General features: G+C 60.4%; 23 protein-coding genes. 2 read left to right on the top strand and 21 right to left on the bottom strand.

Translation table 11 applies throughout. The annotated features are described in order from the left end of the window. The first annotated feature begins 221 nt into the window (after positions 1-221). Entirely contained in the window at positions 222-1883 is a 1662-nt protein-coding gene (locus tag ACNSPV_RS07810; protein WP_348583802.1) for a formate--tetrahydrofolate ligase, read from the top strand. 269 nt (positions 1884-2152) lie between these two features. On the opposite strand, the gene ACNSPV_RS07805 is transcribed toward ACNSPV_RS07810, so the two are convergent. Beyond that, a complete protein-coding gene (locus ACNSPV_RS07805; protein ID WP_348583803.1) occupies positions 2153-3052 on the bottom strand; it encodes a GDSL-type esterase/lipase family protein in 900 nt (299 codons plus the stop codon). Positions 3053-3292: 240 nt separating this feature from the next. Between ACNSPV_RS07805 and ACNSPV_RS07800 the strand changes: the two genes are divergently transcribed. Further along, a complete protein-coding gene (locus ACNSPV_RS07800) occupies positions 3293-3577 on the top strand; it encodes a hypothetical protein (RefSeq protein ID WP_097775268.1) in 285 nt (94 codons plus the stop codon). A 42-nt stretch (positions 3578-3619) separates the two neighbouring features. On the opposite strand, the gene ACNSPV_RS07795 is transcribed toward ACNSPV_RS07800, so the two are convergent. The 20 genes from ACNSPV_RS07795 to ACNSPV_RS07700 all read right to left on the bottom strand — a co-directional run bounded on the left by ACNSPV_RS07795 (position 3620) and on the right by ACNSPV_RS07700 (position 25957). Next, a complete protein-coding gene (locus ACNSPV_RS07795) occupies positions 3620-4210 on the bottom strand; it encodes a CD1247 N-terminal domain-containing protein (protein WP_348583804.1) in 591 nt (196 codons plus the stop codon). A gap of 86 nt (positions 4211-4296) precedes the next feature. Continuing rightward, positions 4297-4854, bottom strand: coding sequence for an elongation factor P (gene efp / locus ACNSPV_RS07790; protein WP_005928281.1), 558 nt, complete (start codon positions 4852-4854; stop codon positions 4297-4299). A 119-nt stretch (positions 4855-4973) separates the two neighbouring features. Further along, entirely contained in the window at positions 4974-5840 is an 867-nt protein-coding gene (locus ACNSPV_RS07785; RefSeq protein ID WP_348583805.1) for a TIM barrel protein, read from the bottom strand. Then, positions 5837-6340 (bottom strand): YqeG family HAD IIIA-type phosphatase, encoded by a 504-nt coding sequence (locus ACNSPV_RS07780; RefSeq protein WP_348583806.1) that lies wholly within the window; start codon positions 6338-6340, stop codon positions 5837-5839. The genes ACNSPV_RS07785 and ACNSPV_RS07780 overlap by 4 nt, the downstream gene beginning before the upstream one ends. Before the next feature lie 107 nt (positions 6341-6447). Further along, entirely contained in the window at positions 6448-6624 is a 177-nt protein-coding gene (gene rpsU, locus ACNSPV_RS07775; protein WP_005928271.1) for a 30S ribosomal protein S21, read from the bottom strand. A gap of 219 nt (positions 6625-6843) precedes the next feature. Then, a complete protein-coding gene (gene leuS, locus ACNSPV_RS07770) occupies positions 6844-9393 on the bottom strand; it encodes a leucine--tRNA ligase (RefSeq protein ID WP_348583808.1) in 2550 nt (849 codons plus the stop codon). 239 nt (positions 9394-9632) lie between these two features. Then, the gene (rsfS, locus tag ACNSPV_RS07765) at positions 9633-10016 is read right to left on the bottom strand and encodes a ribosome silencing factor (RefSeq protein WP_005944348.1); all 384 of its coding nucleotides are present in this window, start codon (positions 10014-10016) and stop codon (positions 9633-9635) included. 22 nt (positions 10017-10038) lie between these two features. Continuing rightward, positions 10039-11415, bottom strand: a complete 1377-nt coding sequence (locus ACNSPV_RS07760; RefSeq protein ID WP_348583809.1) for an LCP family protein — start codon at positions 11413-11415, stop codon at positions 10039-10041. 115 nt (positions 11416-11530) lie between these two features. Continuing rightward, positions 11531-12136, bottom strand: a complete 606-nt coding sequence (gene yqeK, locus ACNSPV_RS07755) for a bis(5'-nucleosyl)-tetraphosphatase (symmetrical) YqeK (RefSeq protein WP_348583811.1) — start codon at positions 12134-12136, stop codon at positions 11531-11533. Next, complete coding sequence (gene nadD / locus ACNSPV_RS07750; protein WP_348583812.1) at positions 12087-12770, bottom strand: nicotinate (nicotinamide) nucleotide adenylyltransferase; 684 nt, start codon at positions 12768-12770, stop codon at positions 12087-12089. The genes yqeK and nadD overlap by 50 nt, the downstream gene beginning before the upstream one ends. Before the next feature lie 2 nt (positions 12771-12772). After that, a complete protein-coding gene (locus ACNSPV_RS07745) occupies positions 12773-13069 on the bottom strand; it encodes a YhbY family RNA-binding protein (protein ID WP_005932885.1) in 297 nt (98 codons plus the stop codon). A gap of 13 nt (positions 13070-13082) precedes the next feature. After that, positions 13083-13715, bottom strand: coding sequence for an RdgB/HAM1 family non-canonical purine NTP pyrophosphatase (gene rdgB / locus ACNSPV_RS07740; RefSeq protein ID WP_348583813.1), 633 nt, complete (start codon positions 13713-13715; stop codon positions 13083-13085). Between the two features lie 93 nt (positions 13716-13808). Beyond that, a complete protein-coding gene (ftsY, locus tag ACNSPV_RS07735; RefSeq protein WP_249238345.1) occupies positions 13809-14759 on the bottom strand; it encodes a signal recognition particle-docking protein FtsY in 951 nt (316 codons plus the stop codon). Positions 14760-14790: 31 nt separating this feature from the next. Then, on the bottom strand, positions 14791-18348 hold the full coding sequence (gene smc, locus ACNSPV_RS07730; protein WP_348583815.1) for a chromosome segregation protein SMC: 3558 nt from the start codon (positions 18346-18348) through the stop codon (positions 14791-14793). After that, positions 18349-19023 (bottom strand): ribonuclease III, encoded by a 675-nt coding sequence (rnc, locus tag ACNSPV_RS07725; protein ID WP_223451991.1) that lies wholly within the window; start codon positions 19021-19023, stop codon positions 18349-18351. 181 nt (positions 19024-19204) lie between these two features. Further along, a complete protein-coding gene (gene plsX, locus ACNSPV_RS07720; protein WP_348583816.1) occupies positions 19205-20221 on the bottom strand; it encodes a phosphate acyltransferase PlsX in 1017 nt (338 codons plus the stop codon). 15 nt (positions 20222-20236) lie between these two features. Next, on the bottom strand, positions 20237-21613 hold the full coding sequence (trmFO, locus tag ACNSPV_RS07715; RefSeq protein WP_249238342.1) for a methylenetetrahydrofolate--tRNA-(uracil(54)-C(5))-methyltransferase (FADH(2)-oxidizing) TrmFO: 1377 nt from the start codon (positions 21611-21613) through the stop codon (positions 20237-20239). Between the two features lie 216 nt (positions 21614-21829). Beyond that, positions 21830-23914, bottom strand: a complete 2085-nt coding sequence (gene topA, locus ACNSPV_RS07710; protein ID WP_348583818.1) for a type I DNA topoisomerase — start codon at positions 23912-23914, stop codon at positions 21830-21832. 127 nt (positions 23915-24041) lie between these two features. Further along, positions 24042-25178 carry a DNA-processing protein DprA gene (gene dprA, locus ACNSPV_RS07705; RefSeq protein WP_348583819.1) on the bottom strand — a complete coding sequence of 379 codons (1137 nt, stop codon included), beginning with the start codon at positions 25176-25178 and terminating at the stop codon, positions 24042-24044. Then, positions 25175-25957, bottom strand: a complete 783-nt coding sequence (locus ACNSPV_RS07700; protein WP_348583820.1) for an RNA methyltransferase — start codon at positions 25955-25957, stop codon at positions 25175-25177. The genes dprA and ACNSPV_RS07700 overlap by 4 nt, the downstream gene beginning before the upstream one ends. Positions 25958-26097: the final 140 nt, after the last annotated feature.

Raw genomic sequence — 26097 nt, 5'->3', positions numbered from 1 at the left:
CAGCCTTGCGCATTTGCTGCGCAAAGCTGCCTTTTTTTGTTGTCGGAAGTTGTTTTTATAAGCAGCGTGCGCTGAATGGCGAGATTTTTTGCCCGCAGACAAGGCGATTTTTCGCCGTGATCCTGACGGATCGCAAGGGAAAGCAACGCAGGATGCGAGCAAAAAGGCCGTTCAGGCGGCGTGCAATGCTTGTGAAAACGGCTTCCAAAGGAGGATGTCTGATGAAAACCGATATCGAGATCGCACAGGAAGCAAAGATGAGACCCATCACCGAGATTGCCGCCCAGCTGGGCCTTTCCGATGAGCACGTGATCCCCTATGGCCGCTACAAGGCCAAGATCGATCACCGCCTGATCCACGATGCCAAAAAGCAGGGCAAGCTGATCCTTGTCACTGCCATCAGCCCCACCCCGGCGGGCGAGGGCAAAACCACCACCAGCGTGGGTCTGGCCGATGCCATGAACGCTCTGGGCAAAAAGACCATGCTCTGCCTGCGTGAGCCCAGCCTTGGCCCGGTGTTCGGCGTCAAGGGCGGTGCTGCCGGCGGCGGCTACGCACAGGTGGTGCCCATGGAGGACATCAACCTGCACTTTACCGGCGACCTGCACGCCATCGGTACAGCCAACAACCTGCTGGCTGCCATGATCGACAACAGCATCCAGCAGGGCAACCCGCTGAACATCGACCCCCGCCGCATCACATGGAAGCGCTGCATGGACATGAATGACCGTCAGCTGCGGTTCATCGTGGACGGTCTGGGCGGCAAGGTGAACGGCACCCCCCGCGAGGACGGCTTTGATATCACCGTTGCCAGCGAGGTGATGGCGATCTTCTGCCTCGCCACCAGCATTTCCGATCTGAAGGAGCGTCTTTCCAAGATCGTGTGCGCCTACACCTACGACGGTAAGCCCGTCACCGCCGGTGAGATCGGTGCTGCCGGTGCCATGACCGCCCTGCTGAAGGACGCACTGGACCCGAACCTTGTGCAGACGCTGGAAAATAATCCCGCCATCATCCACGGCGGCCCCTTTGCCAACATCGCCCACGGCTGCAACAGCGTGCTGGCCACCAAGCTGAGCCTTTCTCTGGCCGACTACACCATCACTGAGGCCGGTTTCGGTGCCGATCTGGGCGCAGAGAAGTTTTTGGATATCAAGTGCCGCTATGCAGGCATCGCACCCAGCGCCTGCGTGCTGGTGGCCACCGTGCGTGCCCTCAAGAGCCACGGCGGCGTGGCAAAGGCCGACCTGAGCCAGCCCAACCTCGAAGCTGTCAAGGCCGGTGCCTCCAACCTGATCCGCCACATCGACAACCTGAAAAACGGCTTCGGACTGCCGGTGGTGGTCGCCATCAATGCCTTCCCCACCGATACCGCCGAAGAGCAGGCCTATGTGGAGCAGGTGTGCGCCGAGCAGGGCGTTCCCTGCGTGCTGAGCGAGGTGTTCGCCAAGGGCGGCGAGGGCGGCAAGGCTCTGGCCGAAAAGGTGCTGGAGGTTCTGGAGGATCGTCCCATCCAGTACACCTACCCGCTGGAGATGCCGCTGAAGGATAAGATCAGCGCCATCGCCACCAAAATCTACCGCGCCGACGGCGTGAACTACAGCGCCGCCGCCAGCAAGACACTGGCTGAGCTCACCGACATGGGCTACGGGAATCTGCCTGTCTGCATCGCCAAGACCCAGTACAGCTTCAGCGACAACGCAAAGCTCATCGGTGCCCCCACCGGCTTTACCATGGAGGTACGCGAGGTGCGCCTTGCTGCCGGTGCCGGCTTCGTGGTGGTCATCTGCGGCAATATCATGACCATGCCCGGCCTGCCCAAAAAGCCCGCCGCTGTGGGCATCGATGTGGATGCCAACGGCAAGATCACCGGTCTGTTCTGACCTGAAGCTTTCCGTCTTTTAAACAGTAAAACGATTTGAATGGTCTCCGCTTCGCTCTGACCATTTTTCAGTGGAACCCCTATTGATATTTCGCGATTGTCGCGGCCCGCAGGCCGCGACAATCGTATTTTCACAGAAGGGGCCGCTTCCGTTGTTAGCAACTTTTCTCTGTGAAAACGTGGCCCAGAGCAACGCAGAGGGCATTTCAAATCGTCCCACACAACAAGGGGCTGTCGCACCAAACTCAGTGCAGCAGCCCCTTGTTCTTTTTACTCTGCAGTGTGGCTCCGCAGGTAGTCCACCCATGCCGCATAACCGGCGGGTCTCAGGTGGTAGCCGTCCGGCTGAGCATAGCTCTCGATCAGATCGCCGTTTTCGTCTGCCAGCACTTCCCACAGGTTGAGGAAATAGCAGTCCTTTTCCAGTGCGATGGCTGCCAGCTCATTGTTGATCTGGTACAGCCTGTCACGGTTCAGTCCCTCGTGGCCGGACTTCTGGCTCACCTCCGGACGCACCGGCGTGATCGACTGCACGTAAATTTTGGTGTTCGGCAATGTCTGGTTCAGCATGTCCAGCATCAGCCGGTAGTAGGTCAGAAAGCTGGAATAGTCCGTATCGCGGCCCAGTACATTGGTCCCCAGCAGCAGATACACCGCCCTTGGGTTCTGAGCGGTCAGGGCTTCCAGCGGCACCTCGGTCGTGCCATCGGCACGCTTGCAGGTGGTGCCATTGACGATCACATTCGGGCCCACACCCTTGTAGGCGCAGAACATGGCATTCTGCATTCCCTCCTCGTACAGCTGCATCCCCTGCGTCAGGCTGTCGCCCACAAAGCTCACATCGTTGAACCAGCTTTTTTCCACAGCCGTGCTCTGCGGCACAGCCGCCATGCGGAAATCCAGTGCCGTGGCCGTGCTGCCTGCAAGCGCCTGCACCGTGAGCGGCCGCGCCACTGCATAGGAAACCGTGTTCCATGTGTCGTCCTGTGTCACTTCCTGCAGGATGGTGTTCTGCCCCATGCCGGAGGGGTTTGTTTCGCGGTGCAGGCTTTTCCACAGCATCCCGATGGCTCCCACCATCAAGAGCAGCAGCAAAAGCCCTGTCGCCATGAACCGCCTGCGCCAGCGCCTGCGCAGCACCCGCCGCCGGTATTCCTGATAGTCTGCCATGGTGTTTTCCCTCACTTTTCCGCACCGGTCCGCCCGGGCTTTTTCTGCTTTTAGTATACCATATCTGTGCGCCGCTACAAGCCCTGTTTTCTGCCAGAGTGCCTAAAATTGCAGATTTTTTTGCACGCAGGCATGCCATTGTGTGCAAAAAGCCTGCCTTTTGCGGGTACAAAAGCTTGCATCCTGCACCACAGATGTGTTATACTGAACTGAACTACTATTGATAGGGAGGCTTTCACGATGGCATTCACTCCAAAACTGACTTATAAAGGCAAGCCCCTCGTCCGCAAGGACAATGAGCTGTACTACGGCAATATGACCGACCCATATGTGCTCTATCTGCAGATCACGACCACCAAGCCTGTGGGCGACCAGCAGGTTGCAGACAAGGTCCACCTGATGCTGCTCTCTACCGACACCACCAAGGCTCCGCAGGAGCGCGTGATGCGTCAGACCACCAAGATCGGCCTGTACAACGCTTTGGACATCGGCAGCATCTGGCTGCAGAAGGCAAACGCACAGTAAACAAAAAAGACCGCTGCACCGGAGTGCAGCGGTCTTTTTTGTTTATTCTTCGGTCACTTCAAAGTCGAGGGGCTTGCCGCAGTTCGGGCACTTGGGTGCGCCGTCCAGCAGTTCGTCTTCCTCAAACACGGCGGTGGTGCCACAGTCCGGGCAGGTCACTTCGTACTGCACGGGGCCATCCTCGGCATCCTCTTCGCCGTCCCCTTCCAGAGCGACCTCAAAGGTCACGCCGCAGTGCGCGCAGTTGGCTTCGCCTGCATCCAGATCATCCTCGCTGACGTAAACGGTCTCGCCACAGTTGGGGCAGGCCACTTCATAGAACGGCTCGCTGGCGATGTCATCATCCTTGGCATCGTCATCGTCGTCGGAGTCCTCATCCTCGGCGTCCTCGCTTTCGCCGTCTTCGTCGTCCTCCTCGTACAGATCTGCTTCCAGATCTTCCAGCTCATCGCTCAGGTCGTTGATCTGGTCGTAGGCGCGGGAAAGATCTTCGTCCACGCTCTCGATGACCTCAGCCATTTCACCCAGCAGTGCGCTCATGGCCTTGATGATCTTGCCCTCTTTGGTGGTATCATCAATGCCCAGACCATCGACCAGACCCTGCAGATAAGCTGCCTTTTTGTTCAGTTCCATACGAATGCCCTCCTTAAAATGAAAAACTCGGAGTTTTAAAAAACCGGGCAAACGGTTGCCCGCAGCCCGGTTTGGCGTTAAAGGGATCAGACGCGCTCCATATACTCGCCGGTGCGGGTATCGATGCGGATGTGGTCGCCCTCGTTGATGAACAGGGGCACACGAATCTCAGCACCGGTCTCGACGGTAGCGGGCTTCAGGGTGTTGGTGGCAGTGTTGCCCTTGACACCCGGCTCGGTCTGGGTAACTTCCAGCTCGATGAAGTTGGGGATCTCGACGCTGAACACCTTGCCCTTGTAGCTCAGCAGCTTGCACAGCTCGTTCTCCTTGCAGAACTTGAAGTTATCGGGCACATCGGCTGCGTTGACGGGGATGTCATCGTAGGTCTCGTTGTCCATGAAGTGGTACAGATCGCCATCCTCGTAGCTATAGGTCACGTCCTTGCGCTCGATGAAAGCCTGCGGGAACTTTGCGGTCGGGTTGTAGCTGGTCTCAACCACAGAGCCGGTAATCACGTTCTTGGTCTTGGTACGGACAAAGGCAGCGCCCTTGCCGGGCTTCACGTGCTGGAACTCAACGACCTGAAGAACCTGGCCGTCCTGCTCAAAGGTCACGCCATTGCGAAACTCGCCTGCAGAAATCATAGGAATTCCTCCATTAGTTTAATCTCAAATGCTTAACGCATATCTTTATTTATTTTACCCAATCCGTTTGCATTTGGCAAGGGGTTTCGGCAAAAAAGACGATAAAAACACAAAATTTTTTACGTTTTGCACGCTGCATGGTACATCTGCTGCATAGCCCCGGCATCCTCAGCCTGCGTGCCTGCGCTCTCGCAGATGATGACCGGCTGCAGCTTCCGCTCAGCCAGCAGTTCCATCAGCGGCTGCGGCTCCGGGCCGAACTGGGTCTCGGCAAAGGTCCAGTGGCGCTTTTCGCCGCCCGCCGAATACTCGATGCGGGAAAAATGCACATGGAACCGTTCTGCCCGTTGGTCCCCCAGCTTTTCTGCCATGCGGTCAAGGATGGCAGCGTAGTCCTCTTTCGAGCGGATGCCGCCCAGAGTGCGGGCATTCAGGTGGCCGAAGTCGATGCAGGGCGTAATGCGCTTATCCACGCTGCACAGCGCCAGCACCTCGTCCAGTGTGCCCAGCTGGCCGATCTTGCCCATGGTTTCCGGGCAGAGAGTCATATCGGCAAAGCCTGCTTCGTCCAGCGCTTCCACGGCACGGCGCATGGTATCCAGTGCTTTTTCAAGGGCCGCTTCCCGGCTCTGCTTGCCGCAGCTGCCGGAGTGGAAAATAATTCGCCTGCCGCCCAGTGCCCTGCACACCGCCGCGCTCTGCAGCAGATACTGGATGCTGTTGAGCCGCTTGTCCTCTTCCAGACTGGACATGCTGATATAATAAGGTGCGTGCACACTGAACAGAATGTCCTTTGGCCCGGCCAGTGCGGCCATTTTTGCGGCCTTGTCCAGTCCCAGGCGCACACCCCGTCCGCACTGGTACTCGAAGGCGTTCAGCCCCATCTTTGCGGTGTACTCCGGCACGTCCAGACTGCTCTTGTACCCTTGGGCTGCAAAGCTGTCGCTGGTGCCTGCAGTGCCGAACCGGATCTTCCAATCACTCACAGGGTCCTGCCTCCCCGGTCATAGTATTTCTGCCAGTGTTTTTTCTCCCACTTTCGCTTGAGGATGACCTGCGCACCGAGGTCCGGGCCACGGGGCACCACCATCAGGCCCGGAATGCCGTACAGCGCTGCCGCCATGCGGTCGGCATAGAGCTGGTCGCCCACCATCGCCATCTGACGGCGCTTCACGCCCATGCGGTGCTGTGCCGCTATCAGCGCAAAGGGCAGCGGTTTTGCGGAACGGTACAGGTACGCAAGGCCCAGTTTCTGGGCAAAGGGCCGCACCCGCTTTTCCGTGCCGTTAGACACGATGGTGAGCTTGACACCCGCCCTGCGCATGATGTCCAGCCACCCGGCCACTTCTTCCGGCAGCTCCTGACTGCGGTCGGCCGTAAGGGTGTTATCGATATCCAGCACCAGCGCAGTGATGCCTTTTGCCGCCAGCCATTCCGGCGTGATGTGGGTGACATCCTTGAAAACATATTCGGGGGTGATGAGCATAGTATTTCTCCCTGAAATGAAAATAGGAGAGCCTGAAATCAGGCTCTCCTACATCGGCGTTAGCAACGCGTATGAAATCTAAAGCAACAGCGATTTCAAGCGATCAATTACTTGAACTTGCGCTTGCGGGCTGCTTCGGACTTCTTCTTGCGCTTGACAGACGGCTTCTCGTAAGCCTCGCGCTTACGGACCTCTGCGAGCACACCGCTGCGAGCAGTGCTGCGCTTGAAGCGACGCAGTGCGCTTTCCAGCGACTCGCCCTCTTTAACACGAATTTCCGACATCTTATTCCCTCCCTTGGACCGTGAGGCAGGAATTTCGTTGTTACATGGTAACTAACAGTAGACAGTATAGCGCATTTTCTCTGGTTCGTCAACCTTTTTTTGAAAGTTTTTTGCCCAAAATCTTTGAAAAGATTTTGAACAGACGCTCCCGGGTGTTTTATGCGTTCGTCCGCCTCTGCGGGTAGTTGTATATCCAGCCTTACGGCAGGGTATCGGGGTTTAGCCCTTGACGGCCAGATTGACCAGACGTCCCTTGACGTAGATCTCCTTCACCAGCTGCTTGCCTTCCAGAGCGGCGGCAACAGCGGGGTCAGCCTTGGCGGCGGCAATGGCGGCTGCAGCGTCGATGTCGGCTGCCACCTTCAGGCGGGCCTTCACCTTGCCGTTCACCTGCACAGCGATCTCCACCGTGCTCTCCACGCACTTGGCCTCTTCGTACTTGGGCCAGGGATAGTAAGCCAGCTGCTCATCGTGGCTGTGGCCCAGCTTCTCCCACAGCTCTTCGGTCATGTGGGGAGCAAACGGGTTCAGCAGCTGAACAACGGTCTCCAGCTCGGCCTTGGTTGCGCCGCCGTTGTCGTACAGGGCGTTCACCAGCGTCATGAGCTGGGCAATGGCGGTATTCATCTTCAGGGTCTCGATGTCAGCGCCCACCTTCTTGATGGTCTGGTGCATCAGAGTCTCCACCTGTGGACGATAGCCCTCGCCCTCCACCAGCTTGTCGGACAGTGCCCACACGCGGTCCAGGAAGCGGTTGCAGCCTGCGATGGCAGAGGTCTGCCACGGTGCAGCCTGCTCGAAGTCGCCCATGAACATCTCGTACAGACGCATGGTGTCGGCACCGTACTGGTCCACCACCTCGTCCGGGTTGATGACGTTGCCCAGAGACTTGGACATCTTCACGATGGGGTGGCGTGCCATTTCGCCGTACTTTTCTTCCAGAGCCTTTTCAGCGGCCTTCTGGCTGCCGTACTCCTTCAGCAGCTTTTCCTGCTCCTCAGCGGGCAGGTTGACAAAGCTGTGGGGGTTCAGGCCCAGGATCATGCCGTGAGCGGTACGCTTCTGGTAGGGTTCCGGAGAAGGCACAGCGCCGATATCGTACAGGAACTTATGCCAGAAACGGCTGTACAGCAGATGCAGGGTGGTGTGCTCCATGCCGCCGTTGTACCAGTCCACCGGAGACCAGTATTCCAGAGCCTCCTTGGACGCAATGGCATCCTTGCAGTGGGGATCCATGTAGCGCAGGAAGTACCAGGAAGAACCGGCCCACTGGGGCATGGTATCGGTCTCACGGGTAGCAGGGCCGCCGCAGCAGGGGCAGGTGGTCTTGACCCAATCCTTGTGGCGGGCCAGCGGAGATTCGCCGTCCGGGCCCGGCTCAAAATCGGTGATGTCCGGCAGGGTCAGGGGCAGGCTGCTCTCGGGCAGGGGCTGCCAGCCGCACTTTTCACACTTGACCATGGGGATGGGTTCGCCCCAGTAACGCTGACGGCTGAACACCCAGTCGCGCAGCTTGTAGTTGACCTTATCGCAGCCCTTGCCGTTTGCCTCCAGCCATTCGATCATCTTTTTCTTTGCATCGGTGACGGACAGACCGTTCAGGAAGCCGGAGTTGACCAGCGTGCCGGTGGCCACATCGGTGAAAGCGGCTTCGTCCAGATTGGAGGGGGTATTGCCCTTGACCACCTCGATGATAGGCAGGCCGAACTTCTTGGCAAACTCCCAGTCACGGGTATCGTGAGCGGGCACAGCCATGATGGCACCGGTGCCGTAGGTGGACAGAACGTAGTCCGAGATAAAGATGGGGATCTCGGTATCATTGACCGGGTTGATGCCCATGACGCCTTCCAGCTTGACGCCGGTTTTTTCCTTGTTCAGCTCGCTGCGCTCAAAGTCGCTCTTGCGGGCTGCCTCGGCCTGATAGGCCTTGACGGCATCGGCATTCTTGAGGATGCCCTTGTCCAGCCACTCCTTGACCATAGCGTGCTCCGGAGAAACGACCATGTAGGTGGCACCGAACAGGGTGTCGCAGCGGGTGGTGTACACGGTCAGGGTATCGCCTGCGGTGGTGCCGAAGTTGACCTCTGCGCCGTGGCTGCGGCCGATCCAGTTCTTCTGCTGGGTGGCAACGCGCTCAATGTAATCCAGACCGTCCAGACCATCGATCAGCTTATCGGCATAAGCGGTGATCTTGAGCATCCACTGGCTCTTGACACGGTGAACGACCTCGCTGCCGCAGCGCTCGCACACGCCGTTGACAACTTCCTCGTTGGCCAGCACGCACTTGCAGCCGGTGCACCAGTTGACGTTCATTTCCTTCTTGTAAGCCAGACCATGCTTATACAGCTGCAGGAAGATCCACTGGGTCCACTTATAATACTCCGGATCGGTGGTGTTGATCTCGCGGTCCCAGTCAAAGGAGAAGCCCAGAGCCTTCAGCTGGCTGCGGAAGTGGTCCACATTGTTCTTGGTGACAATGGCCGGGTGGATGTGGTTCTTCATGGCAAAGTTCTCAGTGGGCAGGCCAAAAGCGTCCCAGCCCATGGGATACAGCACATTGTAGCCGTTCTGACGGCGCTTGCGGCTGACCACGTCCAGCGCGGTGTAGCTGCGGGGATGGCCTACATGCAGGCCGGCACCCGACGGATACGGGAACTCGACCAGTGCATAGAACTTGGGTTTTTTGTGGTCGATCTCGACATGGAAGGTCTTTTCGTCCTCCCACACCTTCTGCCACTTGGCTTCAACTGCCTTGTAATCGTACTTCATGTTGTTAATCAGCTCCAGACTTTATCCAAAATACCGTTGCTTGGGGGCGTATGCTTTCAAGGTGCTCCCGGTATAAACCCTCTCAGTCAGGGCATTCGCCCTGCCAGCTCCCCCGAGGGGGGAGCTTTTTTGCCAACTTTCCCTATTGCGCCAAAACCTCTCCCTTTCGGGAGAGGTGGCATCGCGCAGCGATGACGGAGAGGGTTTTGCCAGAAGCAGACCTGTTTGCCTTGATCAAATTATTCAAGGGTGCTGTCGGGGGTGAGGTACTCGGAGATATCAATGGGCTCACCATCTGCCCACAGGTGCTCCAGATCGTAATAGGTGCGGGTATTGGGCACGAATACGTGCACGATGACGTTGGAATAATCCAGCAGCACCCAGTTCTTGGAGTCGTAGCCCTCCGTGCTGTAGGGCTCCAGACCCTTCTGGGAAAGCTCGTACTCCACCTCGTCGGCCAGAGACGCCACCTGCGTGGTGGAAGTGCCGGAGGCAATGACAAAGTAATCGGTGAGCACGGTCAGGCTTTCCACCTTGAGCACGCGCACATCGTGGGCCTTTTTCTTATCCAGGATCTTTGCGATCTCAATGGCAAGCGCCTTGCTGTCGTTGAAGTTCTCCATATGTTTTTCCTTTCTGTCAGTTTCAGTTTGCGGAGCCTGCGGCCTGACCGTCGGTGGTAACAGCGCCATCAAGGTCTGTATCGCCGTTCAGGATGGCATCGTCCGACTCCTTATCGATGCGGCCCATATACTGCACGTTGGCATCGGTGGATGCACTGCCGTGAGGCCACTCGTCGGTGACAAGGTTCATTTCGCTCACATCAATGGGGCCGGTGTAGGTGCAGAAATACTGATTGAGCAGGTTTGCAATGGAACCCGCATCCGGCACCACGCAGGAGTAGCCGGCAAAGGTGTCGGTCTTGCCCACATTGGGCACGCCCATGAACACCGGCGTCTGCGCCAGAATGATGTTGGAGCTGTCGAGTTTGAGGAAGGACACCACCAGCTTTGCAATGGTGGAAATGTCCATATCCGTCTTGATATAGTTCTTGAACACCAGCGGCAGCTGGTTCAGGATATCGGTGACACCCATGGCGCGGGCACGCTTGAACAGGCCGGCATAGAAATAGCGCTGCATGTTCAGGCGGTCGATATCGGAATTGGCGTAGCCGTCGCCGTGGCGGCAGCGCACAAAGAACTCTGCCGATGCACCGTTCAGATTACGGTAGCCCTTGAGCAGCTTGCTGCCGCCGTAGGACATATCGTGGGGGATATACACCTCGATGCCGCCAAAGTTATCCACCATATCCACCAGCGCCTGCATGTCCACCGTCACATAGTAATCGATGGGCAGCCGGAACTGGTCGTAGATGACATCGGCCAGAGCGGCGATGCTGCCGCCGTTGGAGATCGCCACCGAGTTGATCTGATAATTCGTGGCGGCGTAGGTCTTTCCATTGGAAAGGGTGATCTTTTTGTTCTTAGTGGTGACAAGGCTGTTGCGGGGGATCTGCAGCATCCGCAGCGCGCCGTTCTTGATGTCGAACTGCACGTACAGGATCATGTCGGTCATGCCGTCGTTGGAAGTGGGGTCGTTGGAATAATTGCGGCCCTCTTCATAGTCGATGCCGCAGACCAGAATGTTCACCACATCGCCCTTGTATTCCTCGTCTGTCTTGACCTCTTCCTCAATGGTAGGGGTGCTGTCGTCCGGACGGATGCTGTCCTCCACCTTGTTCACAAGGCTGACGCCGTACACCACCACACCGGAGATCACCGCGATGATGGCCATGACCACTGCAAAAGGCAGCCAGAGGGGCGTTTTCTTTTTCTTATTGCGGCGACGCGGCGGTTCGCCCTGTCCGCTGCCCTGTGCCGGACGGCGGGGCGGCTCATTGTGTGCACCGCCTGTGCTCTGCTTTGCATCCGTGCTGGACGCGGCGTGACGCGGTGCATCTGCCGCCCGCTCCGGGCGCTTCAGCGAACGATCGGTATTGATATGGCGTGGCGTCTGGCTCATGCTTTTTTGTATCCTCCAGATTTTCACAGTCGTGCAAAAGGTTCTCTGCAAGACCTGTCATAGTCTTTAGTATAACATTGTCCGGCAGAATCTGCAATCTGTTTTCTGCATCCGGTCAGAGACCTTTGCTTTCTGCTGTTCTTTCCATTTCATTCTGCCCGCTGCTGGCCAGGATATCCTCATAGGCCGCTTTGGACATCGGGTCCAGAGGCTTGCCCTGCGAGAGCACGAAATCGTTGGTCTGCTTCAGCGCGGCCAGCATGGCGGCATCCAGATCCTTTTTTTCCAGCTTGCGCAGCTTTTCCACGCCGGGCCAGTCCCGTTCAGCACTGGTCATATCGGCCAGATACAAAATTTTGTCAAGCCGGGTCATGCCGGGTTTGCCCGCCGTGTGACAGGCAATGGCTGAAAGCACCGCTTCGTCGGTCACGCCCCACTGGGTGCGGGCCAGGATCGCGGCGCACACGCCGTGCCACACCGGGGCCGGGCGCTCTTCGCCGCCCTCGGCATACTGGGGGTAAGCGCGCAGGATCTCGCGCATCTCATCCTTGCTGATCTCCTTGGCGGAATCGTGCAGCAGGGCTGCCAGCGCGGCCCGCTCCTCGTCCTCACCGTAGATCTTTGCCAGCTTGACGGCCATTTTTTTCACATTCAAGGTATGCTCATAGCGCTTATCGCTCAAGCGGCCGCGCACAAGCTCCTTTGCCTGTTTGAGGTTCATTGGCTGATACTTCCTTTTTGTAGAGTTTCTCCCGGCGGATGACCGCCCGCACTGCCTCCGGCAGCTCAGCTTCACACCCTTCGCCTGCAGCCAGACGGGTGCGGATGTCGCTGCTGGCCATGGGCAGCGCCTGTACCGGCGCAAACAGGATGCGTGCCCCGGTGGGGTCCAGCCGGAGGGCCTTTGCGTGCAGCTCCGGTGCATCGCCCACATTGCGGCTGGTGACCACCAGATGGGCAAGGCGCAGGATATCCTGCCAGCGGTGCCAGTCGTCAAAGCTCAGCAGCATATCACTGCCGATGGCAAGGTACAGCTGTGCCCCAGGGTAGTCCCGGGCCAGCTTTTCCACCGTGAGCACCGTGTAATTGTGGTTCCCTGCTTTGGCCTGAGCTACCTCCCACCCGCTGACTTCCAGCTGCGGGATGGCATCCATCCCCTCTTCCAGTGCATGGAAGCAGCTGCACATTTCCAGCCGCAGCGCACCCGGGGCCGAAGTGTGCTGCTTGAACGGTGAAAGCCCGGCCGGCATCACCACCACCTTGTCCGGGCGGACACGGTCGGCGGCAGCCCGCAGATTGTTCAGGTGGCCGTTGTGGGGCGGATCAAACGTGCCGCCGTAGAGAAGAACTTTCATTTTTACTTCAGCAGGTCGGCGTAAGCGCTGTCCTTTTTCTTCTGCAGGTACAGCACGAACTTGGAGCCGATCACCTGCACGCAGTCGGCGCCAGTGGCCTCGGCCAGCTTGACCGAAGCCTCGCGGGCATTGTACATGCTGCTCTCCAGCACCTTGAGCTTGATGAGCTCACGGGCGTCGAGGCAGTCCTTCACGCCCTGGATCATGGTCTCGTCGATCTCGCCCTTGCCCACGATGAAAACGGGGTCCATGGTGTTTGCCTTGCCGCGCAGGATGGCGCGCTGTTTGCTTGTCAGCATAGTTTTTCTCCTTTTATTTCAAAAAATCAGGTAGTTCTTTTTCCAATTCCGCCAGCGCGTTGCCGCGGTGGCTGATGGCGTCCTTTTCGTCGGGGGTCAGCTGGGCATAGCTGCGGCCCTCGGTGTTGGGGCGCTTCTCGTGCTTTCCCACGCCGCAGTCGGCGGGGATGAACAGCGGGTCGTAGCCAAAGCCGTAATCCCCGCACAGCCGTTCAAAGGCGATGCTGCCCGGGCACTCGCCCATGCAGGTCAGATGCCGCCCATCCGGCAGGATGAAGCACACCGCTGAGACGAACTTTGCACCGCGCTGCCCGGCAGGCACAGCCTGCATGGCGTCCAGAAGCTTGTCGTTGTTGGCTTCGTCGTCGCCGTGGCGGCCGCAGTAGCGGGCACTGTAGACGCCGGGCGCACCGCCCAGCGCATCCACGCACAGGCCGGAGTCATCGGCGATGGTGGGCAGGCCGCTTGCCCTGCAGATGGTCTCGGCCTTGATGAGGGCATTCTCGGCAAAGGTGGTGCCGGTCTCCTCCGGCTCGATGGTGATGCCCAGCTCCTTCTGGCTGACCACCTCGTGGCCCTGCGCTTCCAGAATGCGGCGCAGTTCGCGGAGCTTTCCGGCGTTGCCGGTGGCTGCACAAATTTTCATCTTGATACTCCTTCCGCTTTCAAAGCTCGCCCCTTTGGGAGAGCTCCGTCTCCGCGCCGCTGCAAGCGGACGGAACGGTGAGAGGGTTCTGTTTTAGTGCTTCCACTGACGCGGGAGCAGCTCTTCCACAAAGCCCTCCGGGGTGAAGGGCAGCAGGTCGTCGATGCCCTCGCCCACGCCGATGAAGCGCACCGGCAGGCCCAGACGCTGCTTAACCGCCACAACGCAGCCACCCTTGGCGGTGCCGTCCAGCTTGGTCAGGATGATGCCGGTGGCGTCTGCAGCCTTGCAGAACTCCTTGGCCTGACTGATGGCGTTCTGGCCGGTGATGGCATCCAGCACCAGCAGGGTCTCCAGACTGGCCTCGGGGCTGGCCTTTTTGACGCTACGGCTGATCTTGGAAAGCTCTGCCATCAGGTTGGATTTGTTGTGCAGACGGCCTGCGGTGTCGGCAATGACCATGTCATAGCCGCGTGCGGTGGCAGACTTTACGGTGTCGAAAATGACAGCCGCCGGGTCTGCGCCCTCGCCTGCGCTGACGATGGGCACACCGGCGCGTTTTGCCCAGATCTCCAGCTGCTCGCTGGCTGCGGCACGGAAGGTATCGCCTGCGGCCAGCATCACCTTTTTGCCCTCGCGGGTGTAGTAATCGGCCAACTTTGCAATGCTGGTGGTCTTGCCCACGCCGTTCACTCCAATGACCAGAATGACGGCAGGCTTGCCGGAAAGGTCCATTTCAGCCTCCGGCGTCATCTCCTCGGCAATGATGTCCCGCAGGGCATCTGCCGCTTCTTCGCCGGTCTTCAGGCCCTTCTCGCGCACCCGGTCCCGCAGCTTGTCCACCAGACGCACGGCCACTTCGCCGCCCACATCTGCAAGGATGAGCTGCTCTTCCAGATCATCGTACATTTCGTCGTCGATGACGCTGCCGGTGAGGGTGTTGAGGATATTGCCCCAGAAACCGGTGCGGGTCTTTTCCAGACCCGTTTTCATTTTTTCCTGTTCTTTTTCTTTGTTTTTCTTGCCAAATCCGAAGAACCCCATAGTGTCCTCCTATCTTTTTCTTTAATATATATCAGGAAACCAGCGTGGCGTCAACCTGTTCCAGATCGAGCCTGAGCAGTTTGGACACGCCGTCCTCCTGCATGGTGACGCCGTAAAGCACATTCGCGGCTTCCATCGTGCCGCGGCGGTGGGTGATGACGATGAACTGGGTCTTGTCGCTCACTCGGCGCAGATACTGGGCAAACCGCACCACGTTGGCATCGTCCAGAGCGGCCTCGATCTCGTCCAGAATGCAGAACGGAGCCGGGTTCACCGCCAGAATGGCAAAGTAGATGCTGATGGCCACCAGCGCCTGTTCACCGCCGGAAAGCGCTTCCAGATTCTTGATGACCTTGCCCGGCGGGGCCACCCGGATGCCGATGCCGCAGGACAGCACATCGGCCTCATCCTCCAGCAGCAGGCTGGCTTCGCCGCCGCCGAACAGCTCGGTGAACACCCGGCCAAAGTTTTCGTTGATAGCGCGGAAGCTGTCAGTGAAGATCTCCCGCATTTGCGCCGAGAGTTTGGAGATCATGCGGATCAGCTCATGGCGGCTTTCCTCCACATCGGTCACCTGATGCACAAGGGCGTCGTAGCGGGCCCGGACCTCTTTGTACTCTTCGATGGCGCTGACGTTCACGCTGCCAAGGGCACGGATCTTGCCCCGCAGTTCTGCCACCTGTGCCCGCAAGGCTGTCAGGCTCTCGAACTCCACGCAGAGGTTCTCTGCCTGACTCACCGAGAGCTGGTACTCATCCCACAGCTTTGCCACCGTCTGGTCGTACTCGGTCTCGGCTGCGGCCTTGCGTTCGGCAAGGCGGGCCATTTCGCGGCCCATCTCCTCGCGGCTGTCGGAGGAAGTGCGCGCCCGGCCCAGTGCCGCGGTCTCTGCCTGCTGGCGTTCCAGCCGCTGTTCGGTGGCTTCGCGGATTGCCTTTTCTTTTTGGGTGATCTCGGTCTGGCTGTCGGACTTTGCCTGCCGGATGGCTGCAATTTCTGCCCGGCAGCTCTCGCTGCGCTGTGCCAGTGCCGCAAGGCTTTCTTCCAGCGAGGCACGGCGTGCGGCGGCATCCTGTGCCCGCTGTTCCAGCGCAGCGATCTGGCTGTAGGCCAGTTCGGCGTCCTTCTGGCGGGTCACCTGTTCCAGCCGCTTTGCGCTGAGCTTCTGGTTCAGCACCGTCTGCTGCGCCACAAAGCTGTCGTCTCCCTCGGCGATGCGGTTCACTTCAGCAGTCAGCAGATCGACCTTTGCTGTGAGCTCTGCCTGCAGAGCAGCAGCGTCCTCGGCCCTGCTCTGACTCTCGGAAAGGGACGCTTTCAGGGCATCGATCTCCTGCTGCCGGGCGGCAAGAGTGCTCTCCTGCTGCTGTACGGCAGCTTCCAGCCGCTTCTGCTCTGCCTCGGCACGCACCCTGTCGTTGGCTGCGGTGATCTGTTCACTGGCCGTGGCGGTCAGCTCTGCCTGAAGGGCATCTGCCTGCTCTTTGCAGCGGTCGGTCTTTTCCTGCGCGGCAAGGCATTCCTTCTGCAGTTTTGCAGCCTTTACCCGCAGCTCTTCTATCTCCTGCTTGCGGGTGAACAGGCCCGCGCTGCGCTGGACACTGCCGCCGGTAAAGCTGCCGCCTGCATTGACCACCTGACCGTCCATGGTGACCACCTTGCTCCGGAAGCCGTTATCCCGCGCCACGCGGGAGGCTTCGTTGATGTCGTCCACCACGATGATGCGGCCCAGCAGGTTCGATACGATGTTGTCGTACCGGCGGTCGGCCTGTACAAGGCTGGAAGCCAGACGCGCCGTGCCGGAAAGACGCCCCCGGAACACGCCGGGCTGGACGGTGTCCAGCGGCAGGAAGGTGGCGCGGCCCGCATTGTCATTGCGCAGCAGGGCGATGGCCGCTTTGGCGGCGGCCTCGTTTTCCACCACGATGTTCTGCAGTGCGCCGCCAAGGGCGGTCTCCACAGCCACCTCACAGCCCGGCTCCACCGTCAGGATAGCGGACACCGGCCCGATGACCCCCCGCAGACGGCGGGCACCGGCGGCACGCATGACGGCCTTGACCGAGTTCTGGTAGCCGTCCATGTTCTTTTCCAGCTCCCGCAGCACCGAAAGACGCTGGCGGGCGGCATCCAGCTCCCGGCCAAGCTTCTGCTCTGCCGCGTCGGCATCGTCCAGCGCGGCTTTGCGGCTTTTCAGCTTGAGCTCCAGACCGGAACGGACGTTCGCCAGCTGCTTTTCGTTTTCTTCCAGCATCCGGCGGTATTTTATGGTGTCTTCCAGATCCCGCTTTGCCTCATCCCGCTGGGCGGTGCTCTCTTCTGCGTTCGCTTCGAGAGCGGGCAGGCGCTGGCGGGCTGTTTCCCCGGCAGCTTCGGCAGCGGCCTGCGCCACCTGCGCTTCGGTACGCCGGGCCGCCAGGTCAGCAAGCTCCGCTTTCAGAGTATCCTTGCGGGCACCGCTGGCACTGCTGGCATCGGTCAGGCGAGCGATCTCCGCGTTCAGTGCCTCGATTTCTGCCGCCAGTTTTTCGCCCTCCGCTTCCATGGTCTTTGCCACGGCCCGGTGACGCTGCAAGGCGGCCTGTGCCTCGGTGCTGTCCTGTTCCCCGGCGCTGATCTCTTCCCGCAGGGATGCAGCGCTCTCCTCGTTGCGGAGGATGTCGTTTTCCAGCACGGCGATGCGGCTCTCCGACCCGCTGATCTGCTGGGTGATGCTGCGGATATCCCCATTCAGGCGCTCAACGGCAACCGTCAGCTGCTGTGCCTGCATCCGGATCTCCTCAGCCTCCTGCTCGGCGGCTCTGGTCTCGCGGTCAAAGCGTTCGTAATCGGCCTGCGCCGTCTCGTAGTCCCGCACCTGCTGGCGCACGGTCTCCCGGGCACGGTGCACGCCGTCGGTCCAGAGGGTCACTTCCAGCGTCTTGCGCCGGGCACTCAGCTCCAGAAACTTTTCTGCCTTGGCGCTTTCTTTTTCCAGCGGGCCCACCCGGCTTTCCAGTTCGCCCAGAATGTCCCGCAGGCGCTCAAGGTTCTCGCCCGCCGCAGCAAGGCGGCGCTCGGCTTCGGTCTTGCGGTAGCGGTATTTTGCAATGCCGCAGGCTTCCTCAAAGATCTCGCGGCGTTCGCTGCTTTTTGCGGCCACGATCTCCGCGATGCGGCCCTGCCCAATGACCGAGTAGCCGTCGCGGCCGATGCCGGTGTCCAGCAAAAGCTCGTAGACGTCCCGCAGGCGGCACACCTGCCCGTTGATGGTATACTCGCTCTCACCGGAGCGGTAATACTTGCGGCCAATGGTCACTTCGTCTGCATCCAGATCAAAGGTATGGTCGGCGTTGTCCAGCGTCAGCCGCACCTGCGCAAAGCCCATGGCTCCGCGCCGCCGGGTGCCGCCGAAGATGACGTCCTCCATCTTGCCTGCCGCGCGCAGCTGGCGGGAGCTGGTCTCGCCCAGCACCCAGCGCACCGCGTCCGAAAGGTTGGATTTGCCGGAGCCGTTGGGACCCACTACGCCGGTCACACCTGCATCAAAGCGAATCTTGACCTTATCGGGAAAGCTTTTAAAGCCCTGGATCTCCAGTTCTTTGAATACCATTTACTTTTCCTTTATCACGCCCAGCAGCTTGAGCGCTTCTTTGGCGGCGCACTGCTCTGCGGCTTTTTTGCTGCGGCCTTCGCCACGGGCCACGCGGTCAGAATTGAACCGCACCGCCACCACGAAATGCTTGTCGTGGTCGGGGCCGGACTCGCTTTCCACCACATAGCTCAGGCGCTCTTCCGGGTTCTGCTGCACGATCTCCTGCAGGCGGGTCTTGTAGTCAGCCTCGGCGTGCTTGCCCTCGGTGATGAAGGGCAGGATGAATTTGCGGGCCACCTCCATGCCGCCGTCCAGATACAGTGCGGCAATGACTGCCTCGAAGGCGTCCGACACCACGCTGGGGCGGGTGCGTCCGCCGCAGCGCTCCTCGCCGCGGCCAAGGCGCAGGTATTCGCCCAGATCGATCTCCTGCGCGAACTGGAACAGGGCCCCCTCGCTGACAAGGCTGGCGCGGATGCGGGTCAGATCGCCCTCCGGCCGGTCCGCATAGGCGTGGAACAGATAGTCTGCCGAGACGATCTGCAGCACGCTGTCACCCAGAAACTCCAGCCTCTCGTTGTGCTTGACCGGGGTGCGGCTCTCGTTGGCATAGCTGGTATGGGTGAGCGCGATCTCCAGCAGCTCCGGGTTTTTGAACTTATAACCAATAATTGTTTCCAACTGATGGCTCATATGTTTTAGCTCCCTTATTGATGGTCAGCATCCTCGCCCTCTCAGGCTCACGTCCGTTCGCCAGCTCCCCCAAAGGGGGAGCCCTTGGCAAATCGATGCAGTCTGCACGAACTGCCAAAGCCTCTCACTCTGGGAGAGGTGGCATTGCGAAGCAATGACGGAGAGGGCAAGCCCGCTTCCCTTATTCCTCAGTTTTCTGTGCCGCAGCCAGCTCATCCAGCGCAGACTGCATGGTGCCGCACAGATCGTTCTCCACGCAGATCTTTGCCTGACGGATGGCGTTCTTGATGCCCTTGGCCTTGGAAGAGCCGTGGGCCTTGATAACCGGCTGCCTTGCGCCCAGGAAGGGTGCGCCGCCGTACTCCTCGCTGTCCATCTGGTGCTTCAGGTCTGCCACACTGCCCTTGAGCAGCAGGTAAGCCAGCTTGCCGCCGAGGTTTGCGAGGAACATTTGCTTCAGCATGCCCAGCAGCATTTTTGCCACGCCCTCGGTCAGCTTGAGGATGACGTTGCCGGTGAAGCCGTCGCACACCACCACGTCCACTTCGCCACCCGGCACATCGCGGGGCTCGATGTTGCCCACAAAGCGGATGCCGGGGGTGGTCTTGAGCAGCTGATGGGCTTCCTTGAGCATGGGGGTGCCCTTGCTCTCTTCTGCACCGTTGTTGGCCAGCGCCACACTGGGGCTGCGGCGGCCCTCCACCTTGTTCACATAGCAGCTGCCCATGACAGCGAACGCTGCCAGCATCTCGGGGCGGCACTCCACATTGGCACCACAGTCCAGCAGCAGATAGGCCTGCTTTTTAGCGGGCACCATGGTGGCCAGAGCCGGGCGCTTGATGCCCTTGAGGGTGCGCACGATGAGGCTTGCGCCTACATGCAGCGCGCCGGTGCTGCCGGCCGAGACAAAGGCGTTGCCCTTGCCGTCCTTGAGCATGTTCAGGCCCACCACGATGGAGGAGTCCTTCTTCTGGCGGATGGCACGGGCAGGCTCATCGCACATATCGATGACCTCGGTGCAGTTCACCAGCTCGATGCCGTCCAGCGGGATGCTGTTCTCCTGTGCGGTCTTGCGCACCAGTGCTTCGTCGCCCACGCCGACGACGGTGACGCCGTACTCCTTCACGGCCTGTGCGGCACCCTCCAGCACCGCCAGAGGGGCGTTGTCGCCGCCCATCATGTCCACGATAATTTTCATAGCTTTTCTCCCTTCTTAAAGAGAAGTTTCATCCAGCCAGTGCTGGAAGCTGGCAACAGCGCGCTGGGCCTGTGCCATGTAACGCAGGCGCTTGTCCCGCGGGCGGCTCTCCTCCGGCAGCGGAGGAAGGATGCCCATATTCGCGCCCATGGGCTGGAAGTGCTTGTTCTCGGTGGTCAGGTACTGCACCAGTGCGCCGCACATGGTGTCGGCAGGCGGGGCGGGCAGCTCCTTTCCTTCCAGACGGGCATACAGGCTGCGGGCCGCCAGCAGGCCGCAGGCAGCGCTTTCCATATAGCCCTCAAAGCCGGTGATCTGCCCTGCAAAGAACACATTGGGGTGCTCTTTCAGGCACAGCTGGGCGCTGAGCACCCGGGGCGCATCGAGGAAGGTGTTACGGTGCATGACGCCATACCGCACGAACTCGGCATTTTCCAGCCCGGGGATCATGCTGAACACCCGCTTCTGCTCTCCCCACTTGAGGTTGGTCTGGAAGCCCACGATGTTATACAGGGTGCGCTCCTTATTTTCGGCCCGCAGCTGGACATTGGCCCAGGGGCGGTGTCCGGTGTTGGGGTTCACAAGGCCCACCGGGCGCAGGGGACCGAACCGCATGGTGTCGGCGCCTCGGGCAGCCATGATCTCAATGGGCATGCAGCCCTCGTAGACCGTGACGGTGTCGGCCTTTTTGCCATGGGCGTCCGGGTCGGGCTGAGCGCTCTGCTCTGCGCCGGTATCGAAGTCGTGCAGAGGGGCGCGCTCGGCAGACGCGAGAGCCGCGTGGAATTTCTCGTACTCTTCCTTGTTGAAAGGGCAGTTCAGGTAGTCGGCCTCGCCCCGGTCATAGCGGGAAGCGGCAAACACCTTGTTGTAGTCCAGACTTTCGGCGGTGACGATGGGGGCCACGGCATCGTAGAAATGCAGACGCTCGTCCCCGGTCAAGGCCCCGATCTCATCGGCCAGTGCGCCGTCGGTCAGGGGGCCGGTGGCCACCAGAATGGGGGCAGTCTCGTCGATGTGCTCCACCCGTTCCCGGTGGACGGTGATATTTTCACAGCTTTCCACCATGCGGGTCACTTCGGCGCTGAAGGCATCACGGTCCACCGCCAGCGCACCGCCTGCGGCCACGCGGGCCGTCTCGGCGGCGTTGAGCAGCTGGCTGCCCATCCGGCGCATTTCTTCCTTCAGCAGGCCGGAGGCAGAGTCCAGCCGTTCGGCTTTCAGGCTGTTGGAGCAGATCAGCTCCGCAAAGCCTGCGTTCTTGTGCGCGGGTGAAAAGTGAACGGGCTTCTGCTCGTACAGGTCCACCTGCACGCCCTTGCCCGCCAGCCAGAGAGCCGCCTCGCAGCCTGCAAGGCCCGCGCCCAGAATGGTTACTTTATATTCGCTCATTTGGTTTTTCCTTTGAGTTTCAGAAAATCGTTGAATTTATATTGCAGTTTTGCACTAGCGTCCTTGCCCTCTCCGTCTGCTCACTTTGTTCGCATCCACCTCCCCCAAAGTGGGAGGCTTTGGCATTCCACGCAGGGTTTCGGGTTTTGCCAAGGGCTCTCCCTTTGGGAGAGCTGTCGAACGAAGTGAGACTGAGAGGGCAAGCCCGTTCACAGTTCAATCCTTCTTCGGCACCGGCATCTCAAAGCCGCAGCCTTCCTTTGCGCAGTAGAGCCTGGAGCCCTTGCGGAACAGGGTGCTGCCGCACTTCTCGCACTTGGTGGGCACCGGGGTATCCCATGTCATGAAATCGCAGTCCGGGTAGCGCTCGCAGCCGTAATAGATGCGGCCCTTGGAGCTCTTGCGTTCCAGCATACGGCCCTTGCCGCACTTGGGGCAGATGCCGCCGGTATCCTTGACCAGACGCTTGGTGCCCCGGCACTCCGGGAAGCCGCTGCAGGCCAAAAACTTGCCGTACTTGCCCACCTTGATGACCATGGGCCGGCCGCACAGGTCGCACACCTCACTGGAAGGCTCGTCCGGCACCTTGACCTTCTTGCCTTCCATGTTCTTTTCGGCCTGCTCCAGACTGGCGGCAAAGCCCTGATAGAAGTCATCCACCGTCTTGTGCCAGTCGGCCTTGCCGCTCTCGATCTTATCCAGATTCTTCTCCATCTGGGCGGAGAAGTCCACGTCCACGATGTGGGGGAACTGCTCCAGCATCAGCCCATCCACCGCCCGGCCCAGCAGGGTGGGCTTGAGCTTTTTCTGGTCGCGCTCCACATAGCCGCGGTCGATGATGGTGGTGATGATGGGCGCATAGGTGGAAGGACGGCCGATGCCGTTTTCTTCCAGCGCCTTGATGAGGGTTGCTTCGGTGTAGCGGGCGGGCGGCTGGGTGAACTTCTGCTCGCTCTTCAGCTCGCGCAGCTTCAGCACCTGACCCTGTTCCAGCGGGGGCAGAGCGGTCTCCTTCTTTTCCTTTTCGTCGGTGGCTTCCTCATACAGAGCCGTGAAGCCGTCAAAGGTGACGGTATAGCCGCTGGCCTTGAAGCGGTAGTCTGCCGCGCTGACCGTGACGGACACGGTGTCCTGCTGGCAGTCTGCCATCTGGCTGGCCATAAAGCGGCTCCAGATCATGCGGTAGAGCTTTGCGGTGTCGCCGCTGATGCTCTTGTCCACCTCGTCGGGCGTCAGGGACGGCACCGAGGGACGGATGGCCTCGTGGGCGTCCTGCGCGGCAGTGGCGCTCTTGGTCTTCCATGTGCGCTTGTAGGGGCAGATATAGGCTTCACCGTAGGCCCCTGCGATATACTCCTTGGCGGCAGCCACCGCTTCGTCCGAAATGCGCAGGCTGTCGGTACGCATATAGGTGATCAGACCCATGGTGCCGTGGCCTGCAATATCCACACCTTCGTACAGGGTCTGGGCAGCGCGCATGGTGCGGGTAGCCGTAAAGCCCAGCCGGCGGGACGCCTCCTGCTGCAGGGTACTGGTGATGAAAGCCGGAGTGGGCTGCTTTGCCCGCTTGCCTTTTTTCAGCTCTGCCACCACGTACTCGGCCCCTTCCAGACCCTTTTCAATGGCCCGGGCCTCGGCTTCGTTTTTGGGCAGCAGCTTCTTGCCCTTGGCATCGGCAGCCAGACGCGCCGTGAAGCTCTTGTGGCCTGCGCCGAGGGTGGCGTCCACGTTCCAGTATTCGTCGGGCTTGAAGCTCTCGATCTCCTTTTCGCGGTCATCGATCAGCCGCACAGCCACGCTCTGCACGCGGCCTGCGGACAGGCCTCGGCGCACCTTGCGCCAGAGGAACGGGCTGAGCTTGTAGCCTACCAGACGGTCCAGCACCCGGCGGGCCTGCTGGGCGTTGAACAGATCCTCGTCAATGGCGCGGGGGTGGGCCATGCCCTCCTTCACGCCCTTTTTGGTGATCTCGTCAAAGGTGACGCGGTTGGGCTCGTGGGGGTCCAGCCCCAGAATGTTTGCCAGATGCCAGCTGATAGCTTCGCCTTCGCGGTCCGGGTCGGTCGCCAGCAGCACGCCGTCTGCGTGTTTGGCCTTGCTCTTGAGCTCCTTGATGAGCTTTTCCTTGCCTTTGATGCTGATGTACTGCGGAGCATAGCCGTGCTCCACATCGATGCCCAGCTGAGACGCGGGCAGGTCGCGGATATGGCCCATGCTTGCGGTGACTTCGTAGTCATCGCCCAGATATTTGCCGATGGTCTTCGCCTTGGCAGGCGACTCCACGATAACCAGTTTCGCCATTCGAGTTTACTCCCATTCGTTTTTCTTTCTTCTTTATCGGTAACGCGCTGTGCGGTGTGCACAGTACGGGATTCTCTATTTTTATAATATACCACAGCTGTTGTGTGCTGCGCCAGCGGAAATTATACTATTTTATCATATAGCGCTTTCCCGGCATGCACAGCACCCTGCCGGAAAGCTCCAGCTTCATCAGGGTGCCCAGCAGTGCTGCCGTGGGCAGGCCGCTGCGCACGCAGAGTTCCTCAATGCCAAGCGGCTGCGGGCCGATGCAGGAAAGCACCTTCCGCTCGTTCTCGCTCAGAGGCTCCGGCTGCTTTGCCGTCACCGCCGCTGCGCTCTGCCGGCGCAGGCCCAGCGGGCCCATCAGGTCATCTGCACTGCTCACAGCGCGGGCGCGGCCATCCCGCAGCAGGCCGTTGGTGCCTGCGGAGTTGGGCGAATAGATGCTGCCCGGCACCGCAAACACCGGTTTCCCATAGCGTTCTGCATGGGACACGGTGGACATGGTGCCGCTTTTCTCCTGTGCTTCCACCACCAGCAGCGCAGAGCTGAGCGCCGCAATGAGCCGGTTGCGCTGCAGAAAGCCATTGGCGCCAACGCCCTCACTGCGGGGCGGATATTCGCTGATGACGCAGCCCTTCTGCTCGATCTTATGCCGCAGCACCGCATTCGCTGCCGGGTAGGTGCGGTCAATGGGCACACCCATCACCGCGATGGTGGGGCAGTTGTTTTTCACGGCGGCACGGTGTCCGGCGCTGTCCAGTCCGTCGGCAAGGCCGCTGACGATGACCGCACCACTCTTTGCCAGTGCCCCGCCGATGTCTGCCGCTGCATTCAGGCCGTATTCTGTCGGCCTGCGGCTGCCCACGATGCCGATCGTGCCCGGTTCATTGAGCCAGCGCGGGTCGCCGGTGCAGTAGAGCACCAGCGGCATGTCCGGAATGCGGGAAAGGGCCAGCGGGTAATCCGGGTCATCAAAGGTCAGGATGCGCACATCGAGGTCATCGCACCGCATGACCAGTGCGTGATACTGCTCCGGGTCCAGCTGCTGTGCGCGAAGCGCAGCAGCATCCCCGGCCGCAGCGCGGAATTCAGCGGTGTCCCGTGCTTCCCACGCTTCCTGCGCACCGCCAAACGCATCCAGCACGCGGCCCGCGTGGATGCTGGCCGGGCCCAGCACGTGGGCCAGCCACAGCCAGCACAGCAGCGGGTCCGGCGCAGGCTCCGGCGGAAAAAGGCCGGTCTGCCCGGCAAGCTCCCTCACAGGCTCTCCTCCCGGAAATGCCACAGCAGGATGCTGCCCGCAATGCCGGCGTTCAGGCTTTCCACCCGGTCGGTCATGGGGATGCGCACCGTGCTGGTGCAGGCGGCGATGGTCTCATCGGTCAGACCCTGCCCCTCGCTGCCGATGACGACGCAGACGCCGCCGGGATAGCTGGCCTGCGCCGCGCTCAGCGGCTGGGACTTGTACAGCGCAGCCGCAAGGCAGGTGATGCCCTTTTCCCGCAGCTGGACGATGGCATCGGGCATGGCACCGGCTTCGATCACCGGGATGCGCACGGCGGCTCCCATGGAAGCCCGCAGGGTCTTGGGGGCCCACACGCTGGCACAGCCGTCGCTCAGGATCACGCCGTCAAAGCCAAAGGCAGCTGCAGAGCGCAGCAGGGTGCCCACGTTGCCGGGGTCCTGCACCCGTTCCAGCGCCAGATACCGCCCGCCGGTCTTCACCTCGTCCAAGCCGTGCACCGGGGTGCGGAATACGCCGAACACCCCCTGATGGGTGCCCACATCGGCCAGCTTGTCGGCCACGTGATCCTCCACAAGGTAGTGCTCGCCGGGCAGGTCTGCCAGCTCCGGGCACTTTGCCATGGCGCTCTCGGTATAAAACAAGGTCTCCAGCTGTGCGCCGCGGGCCAGCTCCGGGCACAGCTTGCGGCCCTCGGCCAGAAAGCGGCCCTCACTGCGGCGGAATGCCGCGCCGGAAGAAAGGCGGCAGGCATATTTGATCTTTGCGTTTTCCCGGCTGGTGATCTTTTCGTCCATTGTATTCCTCCTGCTGAAAGCGGGCATTCATCTGTAAAAAAGCAAAAAGGGCAGCGTCTGCCACAAAAGCTCCTGCGGCAGGGCACTGCCCTGAAACACTGTTTTCGTCCGCAAGAACCCCGGATACAAAACGGACGCCC

Origin of the sequence: Faecalibacterium sp. 3 (assembly GCF_048323735.1) — a bacterium.
GTDB classification, from domain to species: domain Bacteria; phylum Bacillota; class Clostridia; order Oscillospirales; family Ruminococcaceae; genus Faecalibacterium; species Faecalibacterium wellingii.
The sequence above is the reverse complement of the archived record's forward strand: the minus strand, read 5'-3'. Positions and strand labels throughout refer to the sequence as shown.

What these genes read in the sequence shown, in the direction of transcription:
- rpsU (WP_005928271.1), bottom strand. Translation starts at nt 6,624, where the DNA reads ATGTCGGAAATTCGTGTTAAAGAGGGCGAGTCGCTGGAAAGCGCACTG.
- yqeK (WP_348583811.1), bottom strand. Translation starts at nt 12,136, where the DNA reads ATGAACCTCAAACAGGCAAAGGAGCTTGTGCGCGGCCGCTTGAGCGAT.
- ACNSPV_RS07700 (WP_348583820.1), bottom strand. Translation starts at nt 25,957, where the DNA reads ATGGACGAAAAGATCACCAGCCGGGAAAACGCAAAGATCAAATATGCC.
- ACNSPV_RS07810 (WP_348583802.1), top strand. Translation starts at nt 222, where the DNA reads ATGAAAACCGATATCGAGATCGCACAGGAAGCAAAGATGAGACCCATC.
- leuS (WP_348583808.1), bottom strand. Translation starts at nt 9,393, where the DNA reads ATGAAGTACGATTACAAGGCAGTTGAAGCCAAGTGGCAGAAGGTGTGG.
- ACNSPV_RS07800 (WP_097775268.1), top strand. Translation starts at nt 3,293, where the DNA reads ATGGCATTCACTCCAAAACTGACTTATAAAGGCAAGCCCCTCGTCCGC.
- rdgB (WP_348583813.1), bottom strand. Translation starts at nt 13,715, where the DNA reads ATGAAAATTTGTGCAGCCACCGGCAACGCCGGAAAGCTCCGCGAACTG.
- ACNSPV_RS07795 (WP_348583804.1), bottom strand. Translation starts at nt 4,210, where the DNA reads ATGGAACTGAACAAAAAGGCAGCTTATCTGCAGGGTCTGGTCGATGGT.
- rnc (WP_223451991.1), bottom strand. Translation starts at nt 19,023, where the DNA reads ATGAGCCATCAGTTGGAAACAATTATTGGTTATAAGTTCAAAAACCCG.
- ACNSPV_RS07805 (WP_348583803.1), bottom strand. Translation starts at nt 3,052, where the DNA reads ATGGCAGACTATCAGGAATACCGGCGGCGGGTGCTGCGCAGGCGCTGG.
- smc (WP_348583815.1), bottom strand. Translation starts at nt 18,348, where the DNA reads ATGGTATTCAAAGAACTGGAGATCCAGGGCTTTAAAAGCTTTCCCGAT.
- ACNSPV_RS07780 (WP_348583806.1), bottom strand. Translation starts at nt 6,340, where the DNA reads ATGCTCATCACCCCCGAATATGTTTTCAAGGATGTCACCCACATCACG.
- nadD (WP_348583812.1), bottom strand. Translation starts at nt 12,770, where the DNA reads ATGAAAGTTCTTCTCTACGGCGGCACGTTTGATCCGCCCCACAACGGC.
- ACNSPV_RS07760 (WP_348583809.1), bottom strand. Translation starts at nt 11,415, where the DNA reads ATGAGCCAGACGCCACGCCATATCAATACCGATCGTTCGCTGAAGCGC.
- plsX (WP_348583816.1), bottom strand. Translation starts at nt 20,221, where the DNA reads ATGAAAATTATCGTGGACATGATGGGCGGCGACAACGCCCCTCTGGCG.
- ftsY (WP_249238345.1), bottom strand. Translation starts at nt 14,759, where the DNA reads ATGGGGTTCTTCGGATTTGGCAAGAAAAACAAAGAAAAAGAACAGGAA.
- topA (WP_348583818.1), bottom strand. Translation starts at nt 23,914, where the DNA reads ATGGCGAAACTGGTTATCGTGGAGTCGCCTGCCAAGGCGAAGACCATC.
- rsfS (WP_005944348.1), bottom strand. Translation starts at nt 10,016, where the DNA reads ATGGAGAACTTCAACGACAGCAAGGCGCTTGCCATTGAGATCGCAAAG.
- ACNSPV_RS07745 (WP_005932885.1), bottom strand. Translation starts at nt 13,069, where the DNA reads ATGCTGACAAGCAAACAGCGCGCCATCCTGCGCGGCAAGGCAAACACC.
- trmFO (WP_249238342.1), bottom strand. Translation starts at nt 21,613, where the DNA reads ATGAGCGAATATAAAGTAACCATTCTGGGCGCGGGCCTTGCAGGCTGC.
- efp (WP_005928281.1), bottom strand. Translation starts at nt 4,854, where the DNA reads ATGATTTCTGCAGGCGAGTTTCGCAATGGCGTGACCTTTGAGCAGGAC.